This is a genomic window from Methyloversatilis discipulorum, from assembly GCF_000385375.1.
Lineage (GTDB): Bacteria > Pseudomonadota > Gammaproteobacteria > Burkholderiales > Rhodocyclaceae > Methyloversatilis > Methyloversatilis discipulorum_A.
In genome coordinates this window covers 2,990,777-3,005,681 of record NZ_ARVV01000001.1, presented here as the reverse complement: position 1 = coordinate 3,005,681, position 14,905 = coordinate 2,990,777, and the positions used below count along the sequence as shown (strand labels likewise).

The window sequence follows — 14,905 nt, the reverse complement described above, 5'->3', positions numbered from 1 at the left end:
GCAATTACCCGGTGCGGCGGCGCACCAGGCACGAATTCATTCAGATGGCAGTTTAACGGTTGGCGCCGGAACGTCGGTCATTCCCTTCTCGATGCGGTAGATCCAGGCCAGCAGCTCGGCGACCGCGACATACAGTTCGGGCGGAATGCGCTGGTCCAGATCCAGTCCCATCAGCAGCGACACCATTTCGCGCGATTCATGCACGAAAACGCCCGCTTCACGCGCGCGGCGGATGATTTCGTCGGCCACCATGCCGCGCCCCTTGGCGACGACACGCGGCGCGGCGTCGCCGGCACCGTAGGCGAGCGCAACGGCCTGGGCGCGCGGCGAGGTGTTCATCAGACGCTGCCCGTGCCGTCGTCGGGCGTGGCCGCAAGGGCCTCGTCCAGCTGGCTGAAGTTCACGCTGCCCAGGCGCAGACCGGCATCGGTCATGCGCTGCTGCAGGTCGAGCAGAGCGGTGCCCATGCGCAGGCGGGCATCATCGTCGGCGGATATGCCCAGCGTCAGTCCGTGGTCCTTCCACAGCGTGAGCGAAGTTTCGACCTCGCCCAGGCCCGGCAGGACCAGCCGCACGCGGGATGTCCACGGGACTTCCGGCGCGCTGTCACCTTCGCTGCCCGGTTCGCCGTGACGCTGAGGCTCCGGGTCGTCGATCTCGATCTTCATCGTCTGCCCCGGCCAGGCCAGACCTTCCCAGGCCAGCGTGTGCTGGGACAGGCCGAGCAGCTGGTTCTGCACCAGCGGCCGCAGTTCGGCGGGCGGGCCGGTATCGGCCTTGGCCGCTTCGGCGCGTTCGCGCACGCCGGTGTCGCTGCGCAGGGTGCCGGTGTCCGGCATCGATTCGTCGTCGGCGCGAGCGCTGATCGTGCTGTTTGCGACCTGTCCGGGTTCCGGCGTGTCGTCGGTCGCTGTCGATTGCGCGACTGGCAGGCCGGCGCGTGGCGCCGGTTTCTCGGGGTCGAAGGCGCGCTGCGGCTCGGCTGCGGTCGATTCGAGCGGCCGTTCGCCACTGACCCACTGCGCCTGATGCGCTTCGTAGAACAGCCCGCTGGTGCCGATCGCCTGCGCCAGACGGCTGGCGATCTGGGGCGTGGCGTCGTTTTCGAGCGTGCCGGTGGCGGCGTTCAGCATGGCGGCCGGATCTATCATCGGCTTTCCACTGGCGAGTCGGGTCGGCTGCGGCTCGGGACCGTCGAGCAGTCCGGCGATGGTGCGGGCCGGCACGCTCAGGCGTACCGGGCTGCCGGCATTGTCGGCCGGCGCATCGCCGTCGGTCGGCGCCGCATTGTCACCGTCGAGCGTGGCCACCAGCGTCTGCGCGCTGCGACTCACGTGCGTGAGGGCAACGGTGCGACCTTCGGGAATGGTCTGCGGCAGGCGCAGGGTGACGGTCTGTCCGCCCACGTCGGCGCGGGCGAGGCCGTCGCGCAGGTTCTGCAGGATGCGTGCGGTGTAGCGTTCGCCCGGCTCGAACTCGGGCAACTGGTCGGAAAGCGCTGCGATCGGGCCGGTGGTCTGGACCGATTCGCGCGTCAGCGCCGCCAGACGCTGTGCGAGCCCTGGCAGCAGGTTGTTCATGGTGTGCTCAGCCGTTGTCCGCCGTGCCCGCCGGCAGCTTGCCCAGATAGCTGGTGACCTGCTGCATCCACGGTTCGACGTGACGGCGCACTTCGGCGTCGTCGGCGAGAATCTGCTTCATCAGGTCGAACTTGCGCGCACGCTCGGCCGGTGAGGACACCGGCTCGTCGTTGTCGGCGAGTCGGCTGCGCATCGACGCGACGGCCTGTTCGAGATTGACCAGACGGTCCCAGTCGTTCGCGCGCGCGGCCTCCACCATGTCGCTGGAGATCTGACGCATGTTTTCGAGCAGTGACAGAGAGTTCATGTGATCAGGCCGTTTTGCGTAAGTGTCGCCGCGGCAATTCCGTCGTTCGGCCGGCGGTGAATGGTGTGTAAAGACTACAGCGGACCCCGTGCTCCGAGGCGTGCATGTAGACGCCTTTTACCTTTCTATTTTCCCGGTTTGCCGGTCAGACCGGCGCCCCTTGGACCAGTTTTTGCCGGATGTCCTCCCAGGCGCCCTTCAGCTCGCCCAGCAGGTGGGCCACCTCATCAAGCGCGGCCTTGTCGTTCTGTGAGTTGGCATGCAGCAGGCGCACGCACATGTAGTCGTACAGCGCGTACAGGCGCTGTGCGAGTTCGCCGCCAGCTTCGAGATCCAGGCTGACCTTGAGACCGTTGCCGACGATGTCGATCGCACGCGAGATCGACTGACCCTTGCCCGCCGTGTCGCCCATGTCGATCTGGTGGCTGGCGGTCGATACCGACATCATCGCGCCGTCGAACAGCATCAGGATGAGCTGGTGCGGATCGGCGCTGGCCACGCGTGCCTCGACGCCGACCTGGTTGTAGGCCATGCGCGGGTTGGAAAGTGATGCAAACATGATGTTCTGGTCCCGTTAGAGGATGGCTGTATCGTCCGCTGCTCTGTCAGCTCGAATAGGTCGGCAGGCTGGCGAGTTGTTGTGTGAGGAAGGTACTGGTCGTGTTCATGCTGCTGATCAGCGAATCGAGCGCGGTGAACTGTCGGCGGTAGCGGGCCTCGATCTGTTCCATGCGGACGTTCAGCGCGTCGCGCTGGCGGTTCATCGCCTTCTTCGTCTCTTCCATGCCTTCGAGACGGTTGCCGATCAGGCCGTCCTCGTCGATCACGGACGAGATCATCGAGTCGATCTTGGAGGCCAGACCGGTCACGCCGGTACTGCCCATGAACAGCGACTTTGCGGCACCGCTCTCCAGCGCCGTCGTGAGCTTGTCGGAGTCGATCTTCAGCGAGCCGTCCTTCTGCACCGACACACCGATGCTGGCGAGCGAAACACCCGGCGCGATCTCTTCGGTGACGGCGGAAGCGAGACGCGAGCGCAGGCTGAGCACGGTGCTCTCGCCGTTCAGTGCCGCACCGGTCTGGGTGGTCGTGTTGTACGACGTCTGGTTCTTGATGGTCAGGATGGCGTCGTTGTAGCTCTTGACCAGCTTTTCGACGGCGCTCTTCGCGCCGGTGTAATCGGCACCGACCGTCAGCGTCGTCGGGTTGCCGACGTTGGTGCTTTTCAGCGTCAGCGTGACGCCTTCGATGGTGTCCGTCAGCGTGTTGCTGCTCGAGGTGACGTCAATGCCATTGATCTTGAGCACGGCATCCGAAGCGGTCACCTTCTCCGAAAGATTGGAGGTGCCGCCGGTCGAGGCGTCATAGATCAGCCGCGACAGGCCCGCGTTGTCCGTGTTGTTGCCGTCGCCATCGGCGGCGGTGATGCGCACAGTATTCGCGGTGCCGCCATCCTGCGAGGTCAGCACGAGGCGGGTGCCGGTGCCGTCGTTGAGCAGGGATGCCGTCACGCCGGCGTCGGCCGCGTTGATCGCGTCACGCACGTCGGCAAGTGTCGCAGCGCCGCTGGAAATGTCGATGTTGACCGCTGTCTTGTCGGGGTTCGCGGTGAATGCGCCGCCGCTGTAGCTGCCCAGTTCTATGGTCAGCGTGCCGCTGCCGACGTTCGCGGTGCTGCCGCCGGCGAAAGCTGCCGACGCCGTGACCTGCGCGCGGGCCAGGCTGCTCACCTCGATTGAATAGTTGCCGGGCGTCGCCGTCGTCGAGGCGGCAACCGTTGCCACCGCGCTGTCGGCAATCGTTGCCTTGCGGGAGGCAAAGATTTCCGCCTTGCCGAGTGCTTCCGCTGCTGTCTGCAGCGTGGACATCGCGCCCTTGATCATGCCGTAGCTGGAAATCTTCGTTTCGAGCTTGGCCTGCTTCTCCGAGAGCAGCGTGAGCGGACGCTTCTCGACCGTCATCAGCTGCGTGACGATGGAGTTGATGTCCAGGTTGGTACCGAATGCGAGCGACGATGCCATGGCAGTCTCCTCAGGCCTTGCGTTCGATCAGTCCACTCTGGCTCTTGCCGAGCGACCGCGCAATCGCAATCAGTTCTTCGGAAGGAATCTGCCGCAGTACTTCCTTGGTGGTCGAGTCGATCAGCCGCACGATGGTTTTCCCTGTGTCCTTGTCGATCGTGAATAGCAGGTTCTGTGCCACCGGTTCGATCCTGCGACGAATCTCGTCCACCGTCTGTTCGATCTGTTCGTTGCTGAGCGCGGCCTCGCTGGGCGGCGCTTCCGCCTTCTTGCTCTCGGGCATAACGGGCTTTGCCCCGGTGGTCGCCTGGACGCCCGGGGCAGAGATCGTTGCGCTGTTCGGGATAGGCTGTACGGCCATGATGTTCTCCCTATGCTGGGTGGGGAGCGCGGTCGCCCGCGCCCCCTCATTGCTGCCTTACGCGATCAGCCGCGGAGCAGGCTCAGCACGTTCTGCGGCAGCGAGTTGGCTTGCGCCAGCATCGCGGTACCGGCCTGCTGCAGGATCTGCGCGCGGGTCAGGTTGGCGGTTTCGGCAGCGAAGTCCGCGTCGGTGATGCGGCTCTTCGAGGCGGAGATGTTTTCCGCTTGCGTCTGCAGGTTGGCCACGGTGTAGTCGAGGCGGTTCTGCTGGGCACCGAGGGCGGCACGCTGTTCCGACACGTAGGTCAGTGCGTCTTCGACCGAGGTCAGCAGCGCCTGCGAGTTGGCCGCAGTCGTCGCGCCCGAGAACGCGGTGATGTCGGTGTCCAGGGCAACCATGCGGGCATCCGAGTTGGCGCCGTTGATCTGCGTGTCACCGAAGGTCAGCGTCAGACGGTTGTCGGCGGCATCGTCGGCACCGACCTGGATTTCAGCGCCGGTGGCTGCGGTGGTGATGACAGTACCGGTGTTCAGGTCGGTAGCGATGTTCGCGCCGGTCTTGGCGGCAGCGGCTGCAGCCACAGTCACCTTCACGCCCAGCTCGTTGTAGTTCAATTCGAAGCTGCCACCTGCGGCGACCGTGACGGCGGTCAGGTCGATCGCCTGCGAGTTGGTGCCGTCGCTGAGGGTGAGCACGCCGGCTGCGTTCGAGAAAGTGAAGGTCGTACCAGCCTGGGCACCCGTGATGTCGACCTTGGTCACCGCGGCTGCGGTGCCGGTCGCGAGGTTGCGGCCAGCCTGCACGGTCGAGGTCGTGTCCAGTGCCTTGCCGAAGGAACCGTTCAGCAGTTGCTGGCCGTTGAACTTGGTACGGGTCGAGATGTTGTTGATCTCGTCGCGCAGCTGGGTCATTTCGTCGGCGATGAAGGAGCGCTCTGCGTCAGCCAGCGTCGAGTTCGAACCCTGGGTGGCCAGTTCCTTCATGCGGATGAGCATGTCCTGGATCTGCGACATGCCGCCTTCAGCGGTCTGGATCATCGAGATACCGTCGCTGGCGTTACGGGCAGCCTGGTTCAGCGACTTGACCTGGGCGTTCATGCGCTGCGAAATCGCCAGACCAGCGGCATCGTCACGGGCGCTGTTGATGCGCAGACCGGACGACAGGCGCTGCAGCGAAGTGGCGAGCGAGCTCTGCGAAGAATTGAGGTTGCGCTGAGCGGTGAGCGAGGCAACGTTGGTGTTGATGATTTGCGGCATTTTCTTTCTCCTGTCACGAAGTGGTGTAGTTACGGCGCCCTGGGTTGCATGACCCGATGTTGATGTCGCCGATGATTCAAGTAACGGAGAGGGGAGAGAAAACTTTAGCCCGCTATCTCAATGAAAGCCTTTGTGCTCGTGGCTTTCAGGCGCAGGCATCGCGAAATGGCTTGCCGCTGCGGTGTAGGTTCGAGGGGCAAAAACTTTAGGGTTGCCCCGAAGAGTGCCTTGTGCTTTGGGGATGGCGTGAAATTCGCCCGGAAAGCCGCGTCAGCGCTTGATTTCAACTGTTACCAATTGTGATTGCCGCTGCGCAGGTGACACAGCGGCGCTCACGCAGCGATGGCGGTGCCCGGTGCGACGACGACGCGGTTCTTGCCGGTCGCCTTGGCCTGATACATCGCGACGTCGGCACGTTCGATGGCCGAACTCTGGGCTTCGTCCTGCTGCACGACGGTGACACCTGCGCTGAAGGTGATCAGCAGCTTGTCATTGTTTGCGAGGAAGTAGCGCTTGGTCAGTTCGCGCTGCAGTCGCTGCAGCACGACGACGGAGTCATCGACCGAAGTTTCCGGCAGCAGTATGACGAACTCCTCGCCGCCATAACGCGACAGCGTGTCGTGCGGACGCAGGCAGTCGCGCACGGTGGCCACCAGATGCAGCAGCGCATCGTCGCCGGTGTTGTGGCCGTAGGTGTCGTTCAGGCGCTTGAAATTGTCGATGTCGAGCACGGCCAGGCAGAGCTGGGTGCCGCGGCGCGATGCGCGCGACACCTCTTTCGCATAGGACTCTTCCAGACCCTTGCGGTTGAGTGCGCCGGTCAGCGGGTCGTGGCGCATCTTCTCGCTGGTCTGTTCGAGCTCGATCTGCAGACGCTCGATCTCCGCTTCGGCCGCACGCACGCGATCGCGCATGGTGTCGACCTCGTTGCGAGAGCGTTCCGTGGTGGCGCGCATTTCATGCGTTGCCGTGATCACGTCGGCGATCACGCCCTGCAGCGCGCCGATGTCGTCGGCTTCCGCGATGGTGCGCGCATAGCCTTCCATCTTGTCGCCGAAGCCCGACGTGGCGTCGGTGAAGCTGCTCAGCTGCTCGACGAAGCCGGCCAGCATCAGCTTGATCTGGTGCTTGGCGTCGTCGATATTGCCGCGCAGCGAGCCCTGGCGTTCGATCACCTCGCGCAGGCGGCGCTCGACTTCGTCGAGCTCGCGCGCACTGATCGGGTGATCGCACAGGCCGCGCAACGCATCGATCTGGCCGCGCATCCAGCGGTCGTCGATGACCAGATCGCTGATATTGCGCAGCAGCAGGTCGAGCAGCGAAAGCAGACCGGTGCGGATTTCCGCCTGATCATCCACCACCCAGTTCAGGCGGTAGATCAGGTTGCGCAGCTTTGATGCGAGGTCATCCACGCCACGCATGTCGCGCACTTCACGCAGCACCTGACCCAGTTCGATCGCTTCGTCGCGCAGTTCAGGTGCGGTAATGAGCAGGCTGGATACGACGCCCTCGAGCGTGCGCGCGAACAGATCGCGCAGTGCCGCGTCGCTGTTGTCGGTCGGTGCGGCGCTGTCGGTGACCAGCTGCACCGCAGGGACGGCCTTGCCGTCCTCCGCCGATTCCCACTTGTCGGCCAGTGCGCTCATGCGCGAGTACAGCGCATCCAGTTCGCCGTTCGAGGAATCCAGAACCTGCTGCAATGCCTGGTGTTTCTGCGCGAAGGTCAGCGCCGCGTGGTTGCGTTCGAGCTGCTTGAACACGTCCTTCAGCAGGGCCGTCCATTTGCGCTGAGGCGCTGCCTGGGCGCGCAGCAGGCCGACCAGCGACCCGCTGATCGCCGACCAGCTGCGGCTGGTGACTGCGCTTTCGAGGCGCTGCACGAACTCGATCTGCGCCTGGTTGAGCCGCGGCAGCGTGCTGCAGACCAGTTTCAGCGCACGCTCGGGGAAGAGGTCTTCCGGCTTGGTGCCTGCGATCTCGTGGTACAGCGCGCGATAGTTCTCCGGCGTCGGCTGCAGCTGACGCATGGCGAGCCGCCGCAGGGCTTCACGAGCGATTTCGAGCGGCTGCATGGCGTCTGACATGTGCGGACTATTAACGGTTTGTAACGAATGCAAACTACGGCAATCGCCCTGCGGCCTTTAGGGGGAAGCCGTGCGAAATTTGTCACCGGGCGCTGCAACGCTGGCGCAGCCCATATTCAGTCGACCAGACCATGCTTCAGCCCGTAGTGGGTCAGTTCGGCGTTGTTCTTCATGCGCATCTTCTCCAGCAACCGGGCGCGATAGACGCTGACCGTCTTGACGCTCAGATTCAGTTCTTCGCCGATCTGCGTCAGCGTCTTGCCCGACGCGATCATCACCAGCGTCTGGTACTCGCGGTCAGACAGCTTTTCGTGCGGCGGGCGCTCGCTGTCGTCGGTGATGGCGTTGGCCAGCTCCATCGCCAGTGTCGGCGACACGTACTTCTTGCCGCTGGCGACCTGACGGATGGCGGTCACCAGCTGCTCCGGCGCACTCTGCTTGGTCAGATAGCCGGAGGCGCCGGCCTTCAGCGCGCGGATGGCGTACTGGTCTTCCGGATGCATCGACAGCACCAGCACCGGCAGCTTGGGAAACTCCTTGCGCACGAGCTTCAGGGTGTCGATGCCGTTGCGGTCGGGCATGGACACGTCCATCAGCACCATGTCGAAGCTGCCGTCGCGCAGCTTGTGCATGGCCTCGACGCCGTTCTCGGCCTCGCCGGTGACCACCAGGTCGGGGCTGTCGGACAGGATCTGGCGCAGACCCGAACGCACGATGGCGTGGTCGTCGGCGATCAGGATGCGGATGCTGCTCATCGTGCGAACTCCAGTACGGTGCGGCGGCAGGCCGGTACACGCAGCAGCAGCCGGGTGCCGCCGCCGTCGCGGCCGCTCGCCTCGAAGCGGCCGTTCAGGTGGGCGACCCGCTCGCGTATGCCGCGCAGGCCGAATGATTTGGGCTTGTTCAGATCGGCGGGCGCAAGACCGCGACCATCGTCGGCGATTTCCAGCACGATGTCGTCGTCTTCCTGCGTCAGCCTGACTTCGACCTTGTGCGCCTGAGCGTGCTTGGACACATTGGTCAGCGCCTCCTGGAACACGCGGAACAGCGCGATCGCCGTCTCCTCGTCCGGCTCGATGTCGTGGTCGATGCACAGCAGTTCGCACTGCAGGCCGGTGCGTGCGGAAAAATCCTCGGCATGGCTCTCGATCGCTGGGGCCAGTCCGAACTCCTTCAGGATGCCCGGACGCAGTTCGCGCGCGATGCGGCCGACCGTGGTGATCGCGTCATCCACCAGCTTGCCCATGCTCTGTGAACGTGCACGGATGGCGTCGGGGTCGGCGGCGGTCTTGTTCGCCAGCAGCGAAACTTCGAACTTCAACGCCACCAGCAGGCCGCCCAGTTCGTCGTGGATGTCGCGCGCGATCCGTTCGCGTTCCTCCTCCTTCGCGATCTGCAGGTGCGACGACAGCTCGGCCAGCTGGCCGCGCGACTGACGCAATTCGCGCTCGGTCAGCTTGCTCTGCGTGATGTTGGAAACGATGCCTTCCCAGATCGGTACGCCGGAGGCGAGCAGCCGCGGCGACGAGCGCAGGTTCACCCATTTCACGTCGCCGTCCGGCAGCCGGATGCGGCCTTCCCAGTTCACCGTGGACTGCGACTGCGCCGACTGCTTCATTGCGCGGTTCAGTTCCGGCATGTCCTCCGGCAGCACCATTTCGAGGAAGCGGCCGGGTTGGGCGATCAGTTCCGACGGCTTCAGCGCGAGCAGGGCGAGACAACCGTCACTGACGAACAGGAAGCGCCAGCCGCCGTCGTCGTGGCGCAGCAGCTGGAACACCATGCCGGGGATGTTGGCCGCCAGCGCACGGAAGCGTGCTTCGCTGTCGCGCACGGCGTCGAGTGCGCTGTGCCGCTCGGCGCGGTTGCGCGCTTCGCGCATTTCGCGCTCGACCGCCGGCACCAGGCGGTCGAGATTGGTCTTGCTCAGGTAATCGTGGGCGCCGGCGCGCATCGCCGACACGGCGATGTCTTCCTCGATCACGCCCGACACGATGATGAAGGGCAGATCCAGCCCCAGTTCCTGCAGGATGCCCAGCGCCGCCATGGCCGAGAACTGCGGCATGTTGTGGTCGGACAGCACGACATCCCAGGAAGCCGAGCGCAACGCGGCGCGCAGCCCCTTCTCGTCCTCGACACGGATCGAGCGCACGGTGTAGCCGGCCTGACGGAAGCGATGCAGCAGCAGCACCGCGTCGTCTTCGGAGTCCTCGATCAGCAGGACATCGAGCGTGCGCTGGGCGGTCAGAACAGGCGTGACGGGATCGGGCATCGGATCAGGGCCTTCGTCCGCGGCGAACGGCTCGCCACGCTGACGCGCGAAGGCATTGTTGTAGTGTCCTGCAGTTTAATCCATGCACATTGCGCAGCGACAGCGCCGCGCGAGGCGACAGCAGCGATATAATCCGCAACTCGCCGCTTTAGCTCAGTTGGTAGAGCAACCGCCTTGTAAGCGGTAGGTCGTCAGTTCGATTCCGACAAGCGGCACCAATAAAGAAAAGGCCGATTCCTTCGAATCGGCCTTTTTCACATGCGTCGCCGCTGCGTTCAGCACGGCGCTCAGTTCTTCTGTTCCGGTCCGCGCGCGATCAGCATGTCGGCGACCGTGCGGATCGACGGCCAGTCCTTCATCGCCTCGACGGCCGGTCCGAAGCCGGCGGCGGCCGACTGCTGCAGCGCCTGTTCGGCCATGGCCAGCATGTTGGCCGAGTAGCTCTTCATCGCTTCGCTCTGCAGCGTGACGAAGTTCTGGTACAGCGCGTCCGGGCTGTTCGGGTCGGCGGCTGCAGGGGCGTCTGCGTCGGCCGCAGGCGTGACGCCCTGCAGCACGGCGAACACGAAGCGGCCGAGTGCGCGCTGGGCCTCGGCCGACTCGGGATTGCCGAAGAAGTCCGGGTCCAGCGTGATCGCCGGTGCGGCATCGCCCTTGCGGCACTCGATGCGGCCGTCGGCGGCCAGGCGGATGCGCAGTTCGGAAGTGCTCATCTGAGGTCTCCTCAAGCGGTGTAGCGGGCGTCCGGCAACGGCGCGCCCGCATCGTCGGTGGTGAAGGCGCGCAGGCCGCTGCCGTCGGCCTCGAACCAGCAGGCGCGGTCGCGCCAGTCGGCCAGCACGTGGCGCACGCAGGCGCCGCCATCGACTTCGTGCAGATGACGGGCCGGCCGGTGTGTGTGGCCGTGGATCATCCGCGCGACGTCGTGGTGGCGGAACATCGATGCGATCGCGTCGGCGTTGGCGTCCATCAGGTATTCGCCCTTGCCGGCCGTGGCTTCCTTGCTGCGCCGGCGCATGTCCTCGGCGATCGCGTGGCGCTCGGCCAGCGGCTTGGCGAGGAAGGCGGTCTGCCATTGCGGGTTGCGCACCATGGCGCGGAACTGCATGTAGGGCAGGTCGTCGGTGCACAGCGTGTCGCCGTGCAGCAGCAGCGTCGGTTCGCCGCCGATGTCGGCAATCAGCCAGTCGCCGTGAATGCGCGCACCGGTGGCCGCGGTGAAGCCCGCGCCGAGCAGGAAGTCGCGATTGCCAGGCAGCACGTGCAGTTCGATGCCGCGCTCGTGCAGCGCCCGCAGAGCACGGATCACCGGACGCACAGCGGGGTCGTCGACGTCCTCGTCGCCGGCCCAGGCCTCGAACAGATCGCCGAGCAGGAACACGCGCTGCGCATCGCGCGCGCGGCCTTCGAGCAAGGCCACGAAGGCCGCGTTCAGTGCAGGCGTGGCGGCGGACAGATGAAGATCGGAACAGAGCAGGTCCATGCCACGCACGCGGTGTTACGCCACTTCGGCGCGTTCGATCACCACGTCTTCCTTCGGCACGTCCTGGTGGAAGCCGGAGCGGCCGGTGGCCACGCCCTTGATCTTGTTCACCACGTCCATGCCTTCGGTAACGCGGCCGAACACGCAGTAGCCCCAGCCGTCCTGCGACTGTTCCTTGTCGAGAAACAGGTTGTCGCCGACGTTGATGAAGAACTGGGCAGTCGCGGAATGCGGGTCGGAAGTGCGCGCCATGGCGATGGTGCCGACCGTGTTCGAAAGGCCGTTGCCGGCTTCGTTCTTGATCGGGGCCTGGGTGTCCTTCTGCTTCATGCCGGGCTCGAAGCCGCCGCCCTGGATCATGAAATTGCCGATCACGCGGTGGAAGATGGTGTTGTTGTAGTGGCCGGCCTCGACGTAGGCGAGGAAGTTGGCCACCGTCTGCGGGGCCTTTTCGGCGTCCAGTTCGAGCGTGATGACGCCGTGATTGGTGTGCAGTTTGACCATGTTGTGTTCTCCGGTTGGGGCCGCTGGCGCGGCGGTCAGGGTTTGGCTTCGAGGACGCGGACGGACTGGATGACCACCGGCGTCAGCGGAACGTCCTGGTGCATGCCGGCGTTGCCGGTGCGCACCGTGGCGATGTTGTTCACGACTTCCATGCCCTTGATCACCTTGGCGAATGCGGTATAGCCATAGCCGTCGCGTGACGGGTAGTCGAGCATGCGGTTATCGACCAGATTGATGAAGAACTGCGCCGTCGCCGAGTGCGGGTCGTTGGTGCGTGCCATCGCCAGCGTGCCCGGCGCATTGCGCACGCCCTTGTCGAGCGCCCGTTGCGCCTCGTTCTTCACCGGCGCCCGGGTGGCCTTCTGGTTCATCTGCGGGTCGAAACCGCCGCCCTGAATCATGAAGCCGTTGATCACGCGATGGAAGATCAGACCGTCGTAGAAACCAGCTTTGACATATTCGACGAAATTGTCGACCGTGGCCGGGGCGGCTTCCGGGAACAGCTCGATCACGATGGTGCCCTGGCTGGTCTTCATTTCGACCTGCGGGTTGGCGGCGAGGGCGAACAGCGGCAGCAGGCCGGCCAGCAGGCCGAACAGGAACTTCTTCATGCGGGTGACTCCGTGTGGGTGGGAAGCGTGAAAGACAGGTGGAGCGGCGGCCGGTTCAGGCCGAGCCCTCGAAGACGATGCGCCAGCGGCCGTTTTCCTTTTGCCAATATTGCTGCTTGCGCATCACGTTGCTCAGATTGTCGCTGCGGTAGTCCTGTTCGAAGGTGACGACCACCAGGTGGTCCCGGCCGGGATTGCGGAAGGTGCTCAGATTGCGCACGCCGACCTTGATCCATTTCTTCGCCGCATTCACCTCGCGCTTGTTCTTCGCGAAGGCGTCGAAGTTCTTGCCGTCGGCGCTGAACTGCGGCGAGTAGTGCGACAGCAGGCGGTCGGTGTCGCGGCTTTCCCAGTCGACGCGCCACTGTTCCAGCGCGCGGTTGAACTCGGCCCGCTCGGCCTGCCAGTCGTCCAGCGTCAGCCATTCGACCTGATCGCTGATGACCACCGGTACCGGCGCGCCCTGTACATACCTGTTCAGCGCCTGGAAATCGGGATTGGCCAGCACGACACAGCCGTCCGAGGCACGCGGCGGTCGCGAGAAGGTGTCCGACGGCACACCATGCAGCCAGATGCCGTGGCCGTTGCGGCCCTGCTTGCGGTCCCAGGCGTTCGGATAGTTGATCGGCAATGCGCCCGCGCCATAGAAATCGGTCAGCTTCTCCGGCGGCAGGAAGCCGGTCACCTGATAGACGCCCAGCGGCGTCTTCTTGTCGCCCTCGCGCATTTTCTCGATGCCGAGGCGACCGTGCGATACATACCAGTCGGCCACGAAGCGCGGCTTGCCGTCGACGTTCTCGTACAGGTAGAGGCGCGAACGGCGCGCATCGACTACCAGCGCGTGGCGCTGATCCGCTGGCAATTGCATCAGGTAGCGCGGTACGCGATCGACCGGCGGCTTGTCGCGGTAGGCGCGGATGCGCGCGATCGCCTCGTCGCGCAGGTCGGCCAGGCGCTCGGCCGGCGCATTCGGCGCATTGCCTATCGTCGTCAGCGCGCTGGCGCGCGCCATCAGCAGGTCGCCGCGTATCAGGTGGGCGAGACGGAAGTTCGGCCAGATGTGGAGCAGGGCATCGACCTGTTCCAGCGCGAGGTCGAGCCGCTTGCTCTCGATCTGTCGGAACACCTGTTCGAGCATCGGTTCGGGACCGCTGTCGGAATAGCGGACGGCATTGCCCGACTGGCCTGAGCCGATGGCCAGCGGCACGCACAGCGAGGACAGGAAAAGGGCGTTGCGCAGTACGCGTGTGAGCGCGCGGCTGCGGGCGACCGGGGCCGTGCTCATCCGCCGACCCGCTCCTGCTGGATCAGCCAGCGGCCGTCGCGGCGCACCAGCGTCAGCGTCTTGGTCGTGCTTGTCTTCAGGCCGACCGCCTTGTAGTGCTGGCGGAAGGTGGCGTCGGCACGGTCTGTGGCGACCGACTTCACCTTCACGTTCTCGACGCGGACCTCGATTGCGCCCGGCTTGGCGATGCGCGACCGGCGCTCGGTTTCCCAGGCACCGCGGGGTTTGCCGTCCGGTACCTTGAAGTCGGCCGCGTAATAGCCAAGGTAGCTCTTCACATCCTTGCGCGACCAGGCGGCCGCCCAGTCCTGCACGGTGCGGGTGAGTTCCGCGACCGGCGGCACAGTGGCTGCCGGAACATCCGCCTTTGGCGCGGGTGCCGGCACTGCGGCGGCGGGTGCCGGTACGGGCGCGGGTGCGGCAGCGGTCGGCGCCGGCGGTTTCGGTACTTCGGCGGGTTTGGCCGCCTCGGGCTGCTTCGCCGGAGCTGCCGGAGCTGCCGGCGTGCTCGGCGCGGGCGGAGCAGCCGGTGCCGGCGTGGCGGTCGCTGTCGACGGCGCGGCGGCGATCGGCGCAATGGCGCGTGGCTTCTGGTTGCCACGACTGCCGTTGCCGACCATTTCGCGGATCAGGTTCAGCTTGCTCTGTGCCGCCTTGTTCGACGAATCGAGCTGCAGCGCGCGGTCGTAGGCCTGCGTCGCCATGCGGGCGTAGATGTCGCCGAGGTTCTCGTGCGCCACCGCGTAGCTCGGATGGGTGCGGATCGCCATTTCGAGCGCGGTCTTGGCCTTGTCGTACTGCTTCTGCTGCGCGTACAGCACAGCCAGGTTGTTGTAGGGCTCGGGCAGCTCCGGGTAGTCCTCGGTCAGCTTCTGGAATACCAGGGTCGCCTCCGGGATCTTGCCCAGTTCGGTCAGGATGAGGCCCTTGAAGAAACGGCCCTGCGGATCGCGCGGTCGCTGCGCAAGGTAGATGTCGATCTTTTCAAGCGCCTGTTGCGGCTGCTTCAGGCGCAATAGCTGTTCCGCTTCCTGGATGCTGTCGGCGAAGACCGGTGAGACCGATGCGCACAGCATCATCAGGCCGGCGATCAGGCTGGAAACGAGGCGGGAGGCGGAGCGGTGCGTAAAGGCCATGT

General features: G+C 65.2%; 16 protein-coding genes and 1 tRNA gene. 1 reads left to right on the top strand and 16 read right to left on the bottom strand.

Annotated features, from left to right (window positions below):
* Window positions 1-36: 36 nt before the first annotated feature.
* The 10 genes from METRZ18153_RS0114075 to METRZ18153_RS0114030 all read right to left on the bottom strand — a co-directional run bounded on the left by METRZ18153_RS0114075 (window position 37) and on the right by METRZ18153_RS0114030 (window position 9,884).
* On the bottom strand, window positions 37-339 hold the full coding sequence (locus METRZ18153_RS0114075; RefSeq protein ID WP_020165323.1) for an EscU/YscU/HrcU family type III secretion system export apparatus switch protein: 303 nt from the start codon (window positions 337-339) through the stop codon (window positions 37-39).
* Window positions 339-1,580: a flagellar hook-length control protein FliK gene (gene fliK, locus METRZ18153_RS0114070; protein WP_020165322.1), complete on the bottom strand. Its 1,242-nt coding sequence runs from the start codon at window positions 1,578-1,580 to the stop codon at window positions 339-341. The genes METRZ18153_RS0114075 and fliK overlap by 1 nt, the downstream gene beginning before the upstream one ends.
* 7 nt (window positions 1,581-1,587) lie before the next feature.
* Window positions 1,588-1,887 carry a flagellar protein FliT gene (locus METRZ18153_RS0114065; protein ID WP_019917461.1) on the bottom strand — a complete coding sequence of 100 codons (300 nt, stop codon included), beginning with the start codon at window positions 1,885-1,887 and terminating at the stop codon, window positions 1,588-1,590.
* Window positions 1,888-2,032: 145 nt separating this feature from the next.
* A complete protein-coding gene (gene fliS / locus METRZ18153_RS0114060; protein ID WP_020165321.1) occupies window positions 2,033-2,419 on the bottom strand; it encodes a flagellar export chaperone FliS in 387 nt (128 codons plus the stop codon).
* A gap of 73 nt (window positions 2,420-2,492) precedes the next feature.
* Window positions 2,493-3,908, bottom strand: a complete 1,416-nt coding sequence (gene fliD / locus METRZ18153_RS0114055; protein ID WP_020165320.1) for a flagellar filament capping protein FliD — start codon at window positions 3,906-3,908, stop codon at window positions 2,493-2,495.
* A 10-nt stretch (window positions 3,909-3,918) separates the two neighbouring features.
* A complete protein-coding gene (locus tag METRZ18153_RS0114050; protein ID WP_232416050.1) occupies window positions 3,919-4,269 on the bottom strand; it encodes a flagellar protein FlaG in 351 nt (116 codons plus the stop codon).
* Between the two features lie 65 nt (window positions 4,270-4,334).
* On the bottom strand, window positions 4,335-5,528 hold the full coding sequence (locus METRZ18153_RS0114045; protein WP_020165318.1) for a flagellin N-terminal helical domain-containing protein: 1,194 nt from the start codon (window positions 5,526-5,528) through the stop codon (window positions 4,335-4,337).
* Window positions 5,529-5,860: 332 nt separating this feature from the next.
* On the bottom strand, window positions 5,861-7,600 hold the full coding sequence (locus tag METRZ18153_RS0114040; protein WP_020165317.1) for a GGDEF domain-containing protein: 1,740 nt from the start codon (window positions 7,598-7,600) through the stop codon (window positions 5,861-5,863).
* Between the two features lie 128 nt (window positions 7,601-7,728).
* The gene (locus METRZ18153_RS0114035) at window positions 7,729-8,367 is read right to left on the bottom strand and encodes a response regulator (protein ID WP_019917469.1); all 639 of its coding nucleotides are present in this window, start codon (window positions 8,365-8,367) and stop codon (window positions 7,729-7,731) included.
* Window positions 8,364-9,884 (bottom strand): hybrid sensor histidine kinase/response regulator, encoded by a 1,521-nt coding sequence (locus METRZ18153_RS0114030; protein ID WP_020165316.1) that lies wholly within the window; start codon window positions 9,882-9,884, stop codon window positions 8,364-8,366. Before METRZ18153_RS0114030 ends, METRZ18153_RS0114035 begins: the two co-directional genes overlap by 4 nt.
* Before the next feature lie 142 nt (window positions 9,885-10,026).
* Here METRZ18153_RS0114030 and METRZ18153_RS0114025 point away from each other — a divergent pair.
* A tRNA-Thr gene (locus tag METRZ18153_RS0114025) sits at window positions 10,027-10,102 on the top strand.
* A gap of 69 nt (window positions 10,103-10,171) precedes the next feature.
* Here METRZ18153_RS0114025 and METRZ18153_RS0114020 read toward each other — a convergent pair.
* From METRZ18153_RS0114020 to METRZ18153_RS0113995, 6 genes are read right to left on the bottom strand one after another with little or no spacing between them, the layout of a single operon-like run.
* The gene (locus METRZ18153_RS0114020; RefSeq protein ID WP_020165315.1) at window positions 10,172-10,597 is read right to left on the bottom strand and encodes a hypothetical protein; all 426 of its coding nucleotides are present in this window, start codon (window positions 10,595-10,597) and stop codon (window positions 10,172-10,174) included.
* An 11-nt stretch (window positions 10,598-10,608) separates the two neighbouring features.
* Entirely contained in the window at window positions 10,609-11,367 is a 759-nt protein-coding gene (locus tag METRZ18153_RS0114015) for a UDP-2,3-diacylglucosamine diphosphatase (protein ID WP_020165314.1), read from the bottom strand.
* A 15-nt stretch (window positions 11,368-11,382) separates the two neighbouring features.
* Window positions 11,383-11,871 carry a peptidylprolyl isomerase gene (locus METRZ18153_RS0114010; protein ID WP_020165313.1) on the bottom strand — a complete coding sequence of 163 codons (489 nt, stop codon included), beginning with the start codon at window positions 11,869-11,871 and terminating at the stop codon, window positions 11,383-11,385.
* A gap of 35 nt (window positions 11,872-11,906) precedes the next feature.
* The gene (locus METRZ18153_RS0114005; RefSeq protein WP_019917475.1) at window positions 11,907-12,482 is read right to left on the bottom strand and encodes a peptidylprolyl isomerase; all 576 of its coding nucleotides are present in this window, start codon (window positions 12,480-12,482) and stop codon (window positions 11,907-11,909) included.
* 55 nt (window positions 12,483-12,537) lie between these two features.
* Window positions 12,538-13,767 carry a L,D-transpeptidase family protein gene (locus METRZ18153_RS0114000; RefSeq protein ID WP_020165312.1) on the bottom strand — a complete coding sequence of 410 codons (1,230 nt, stop codon included), beginning with the start codon at window positions 13,765-13,767 and terminating at the stop codon, window positions 12,538-12,540.
* The gene (locus METRZ18153_RS0113995) at window positions 13,764-14,903 is read right to left on the bottom strand and encodes a nuclear transport factor 2 family protein (protein WP_020165311.1); all 1,140 of its coding nucleotides are present in this window, start codon (window positions 14,901-14,903) and stop codon (window positions 13,764-13,766) included. The genes METRZ18153_RS0114000 and METRZ18153_RS0113995 overlap by 4 nt, the downstream gene beginning before the upstream one ends.
* Window positions 14,904-14,905: the final 2 nt, after the last annotated feature.

What these genes read in the sequence shown, in the direction of transcription:
- METRZ18153_RS0114075 (WP_020165323.1), bottom strand. Translation starts at nt 339, where the DNA reads ATGAACACCTCGCCGCGCGCCCAGGCCGTTGCGCTCGCCTACGGTGCC.
- fliK (WP_020165322.1), bottom strand. Translation starts at nt 1,580, where the DNA reads ATGAACAACCTGCTGCCAGGGCTCGCACAGCGTCTGGCGGCGCTGACG.
- METRZ18153_RS0114065 (WP_019917461.1), bottom strand. Translation starts at nt 1,887, where the DNA reads ATGAACTCTCTGTCACTGCTCGAAAACATGCGTCAGATCTCCAGCGAC.
- fliS (WP_020165321.1), bottom strand. Translation starts at nt 2,419, where the DNA reads ATGGCCTACAACCAGGTCGGCGTCGAGGCACGCGTGGCCAGCGCCGAT.
- fliD (WP_020165320.1), bottom strand. Translation starts at nt 3,908, where the DNA reads ATGGCATCGTCGCTCGCATTCGGTACCAACCTGGACATCAACTCCATC.
- METRZ18153_RS0114050 (WP_232416050.1), bottom strand. Translation starts at nt 4,269, where the DNA reads ATGGCCGTACAGCCTATCCCGAACAGCGCAACGATCTCTGCCCCGGGC.
- METRZ18153_RS0114045 (WP_020165318.1), bottom strand. Translation starts at nt 5,528, where the DNA reads ATGCCGCAAATCATCAACACCAACGTTGCCTCGCTCACCGCTCAGCGC.
- METRZ18153_RS0114040 (WP_020165317.1), bottom strand. Translation starts at nt 7,600, where the DNA reads ATGCAGCCGCTCGAAATCGCTCGTGAAGCCCTGCGGCGGCTCGCCATG.
- METRZ18153_RS0114035 (WP_019917469.1), bottom strand. Translation starts at nt 8,367, where the DNA reads ATGAGCAGCATCCGCATCCTGATCGCCGACGACCACGCCATCGTGCGT.
- METRZ18153_RS0114030 (WP_020165316.1), bottom strand. Translation starts at nt 9,884, where the DNA reads ATGCCCGATCCCGTCACGCCTGTTCTGACCGCCCAGCGCACGCTCGAT.
- METRZ18153_RS0114020 (WP_020165315.1), bottom strand. Translation starts at nt 10,597, where the DNA reads ATGAGCACTTCCGAACTGCGCATCCGCCTGGCCGCCGACGGCCGCATC.
- METRZ18153_RS0114015 (WP_020165314.1), bottom strand. Translation starts at nt 11,367, where the DNA reads ATGGACCTGCTCTGTTCCGATCTTCATCTGTCCGCCGCCACGCCTGCA.
- METRZ18153_RS0114010 (WP_020165313.1), bottom strand. Translation starts at nt 11,871, where the DNA reads ATGGTCAAACTGCACACCAATCACGGCGTCATCACGCTCGAACTGGAC.
- METRZ18153_RS0114005 (WP_019917475.1), bottom strand. Translation starts at nt 12,482, where the DNA reads ATGAAGAAGTTCCTGTTCGGCCTGCTGGCCGGCCTGCTGCCGCTGTTC.
- METRZ18153_RS0114000 (WP_020165312.1), bottom strand. Translation starts at nt 13,767, where the DNA reads ATGAGCACGGCCCCGGTCGCCCGCAGCCGCGCGCTCACACGCGTACTG.
- METRZ18153_RS0113995 (WP_020165311.1), bottom strand. Translation starts at nt 14,903, where the DNA reads ATGGCCTTTACGCACCGCTCCGCCTCCCGCCTCGTTTCCAGCCTGATC.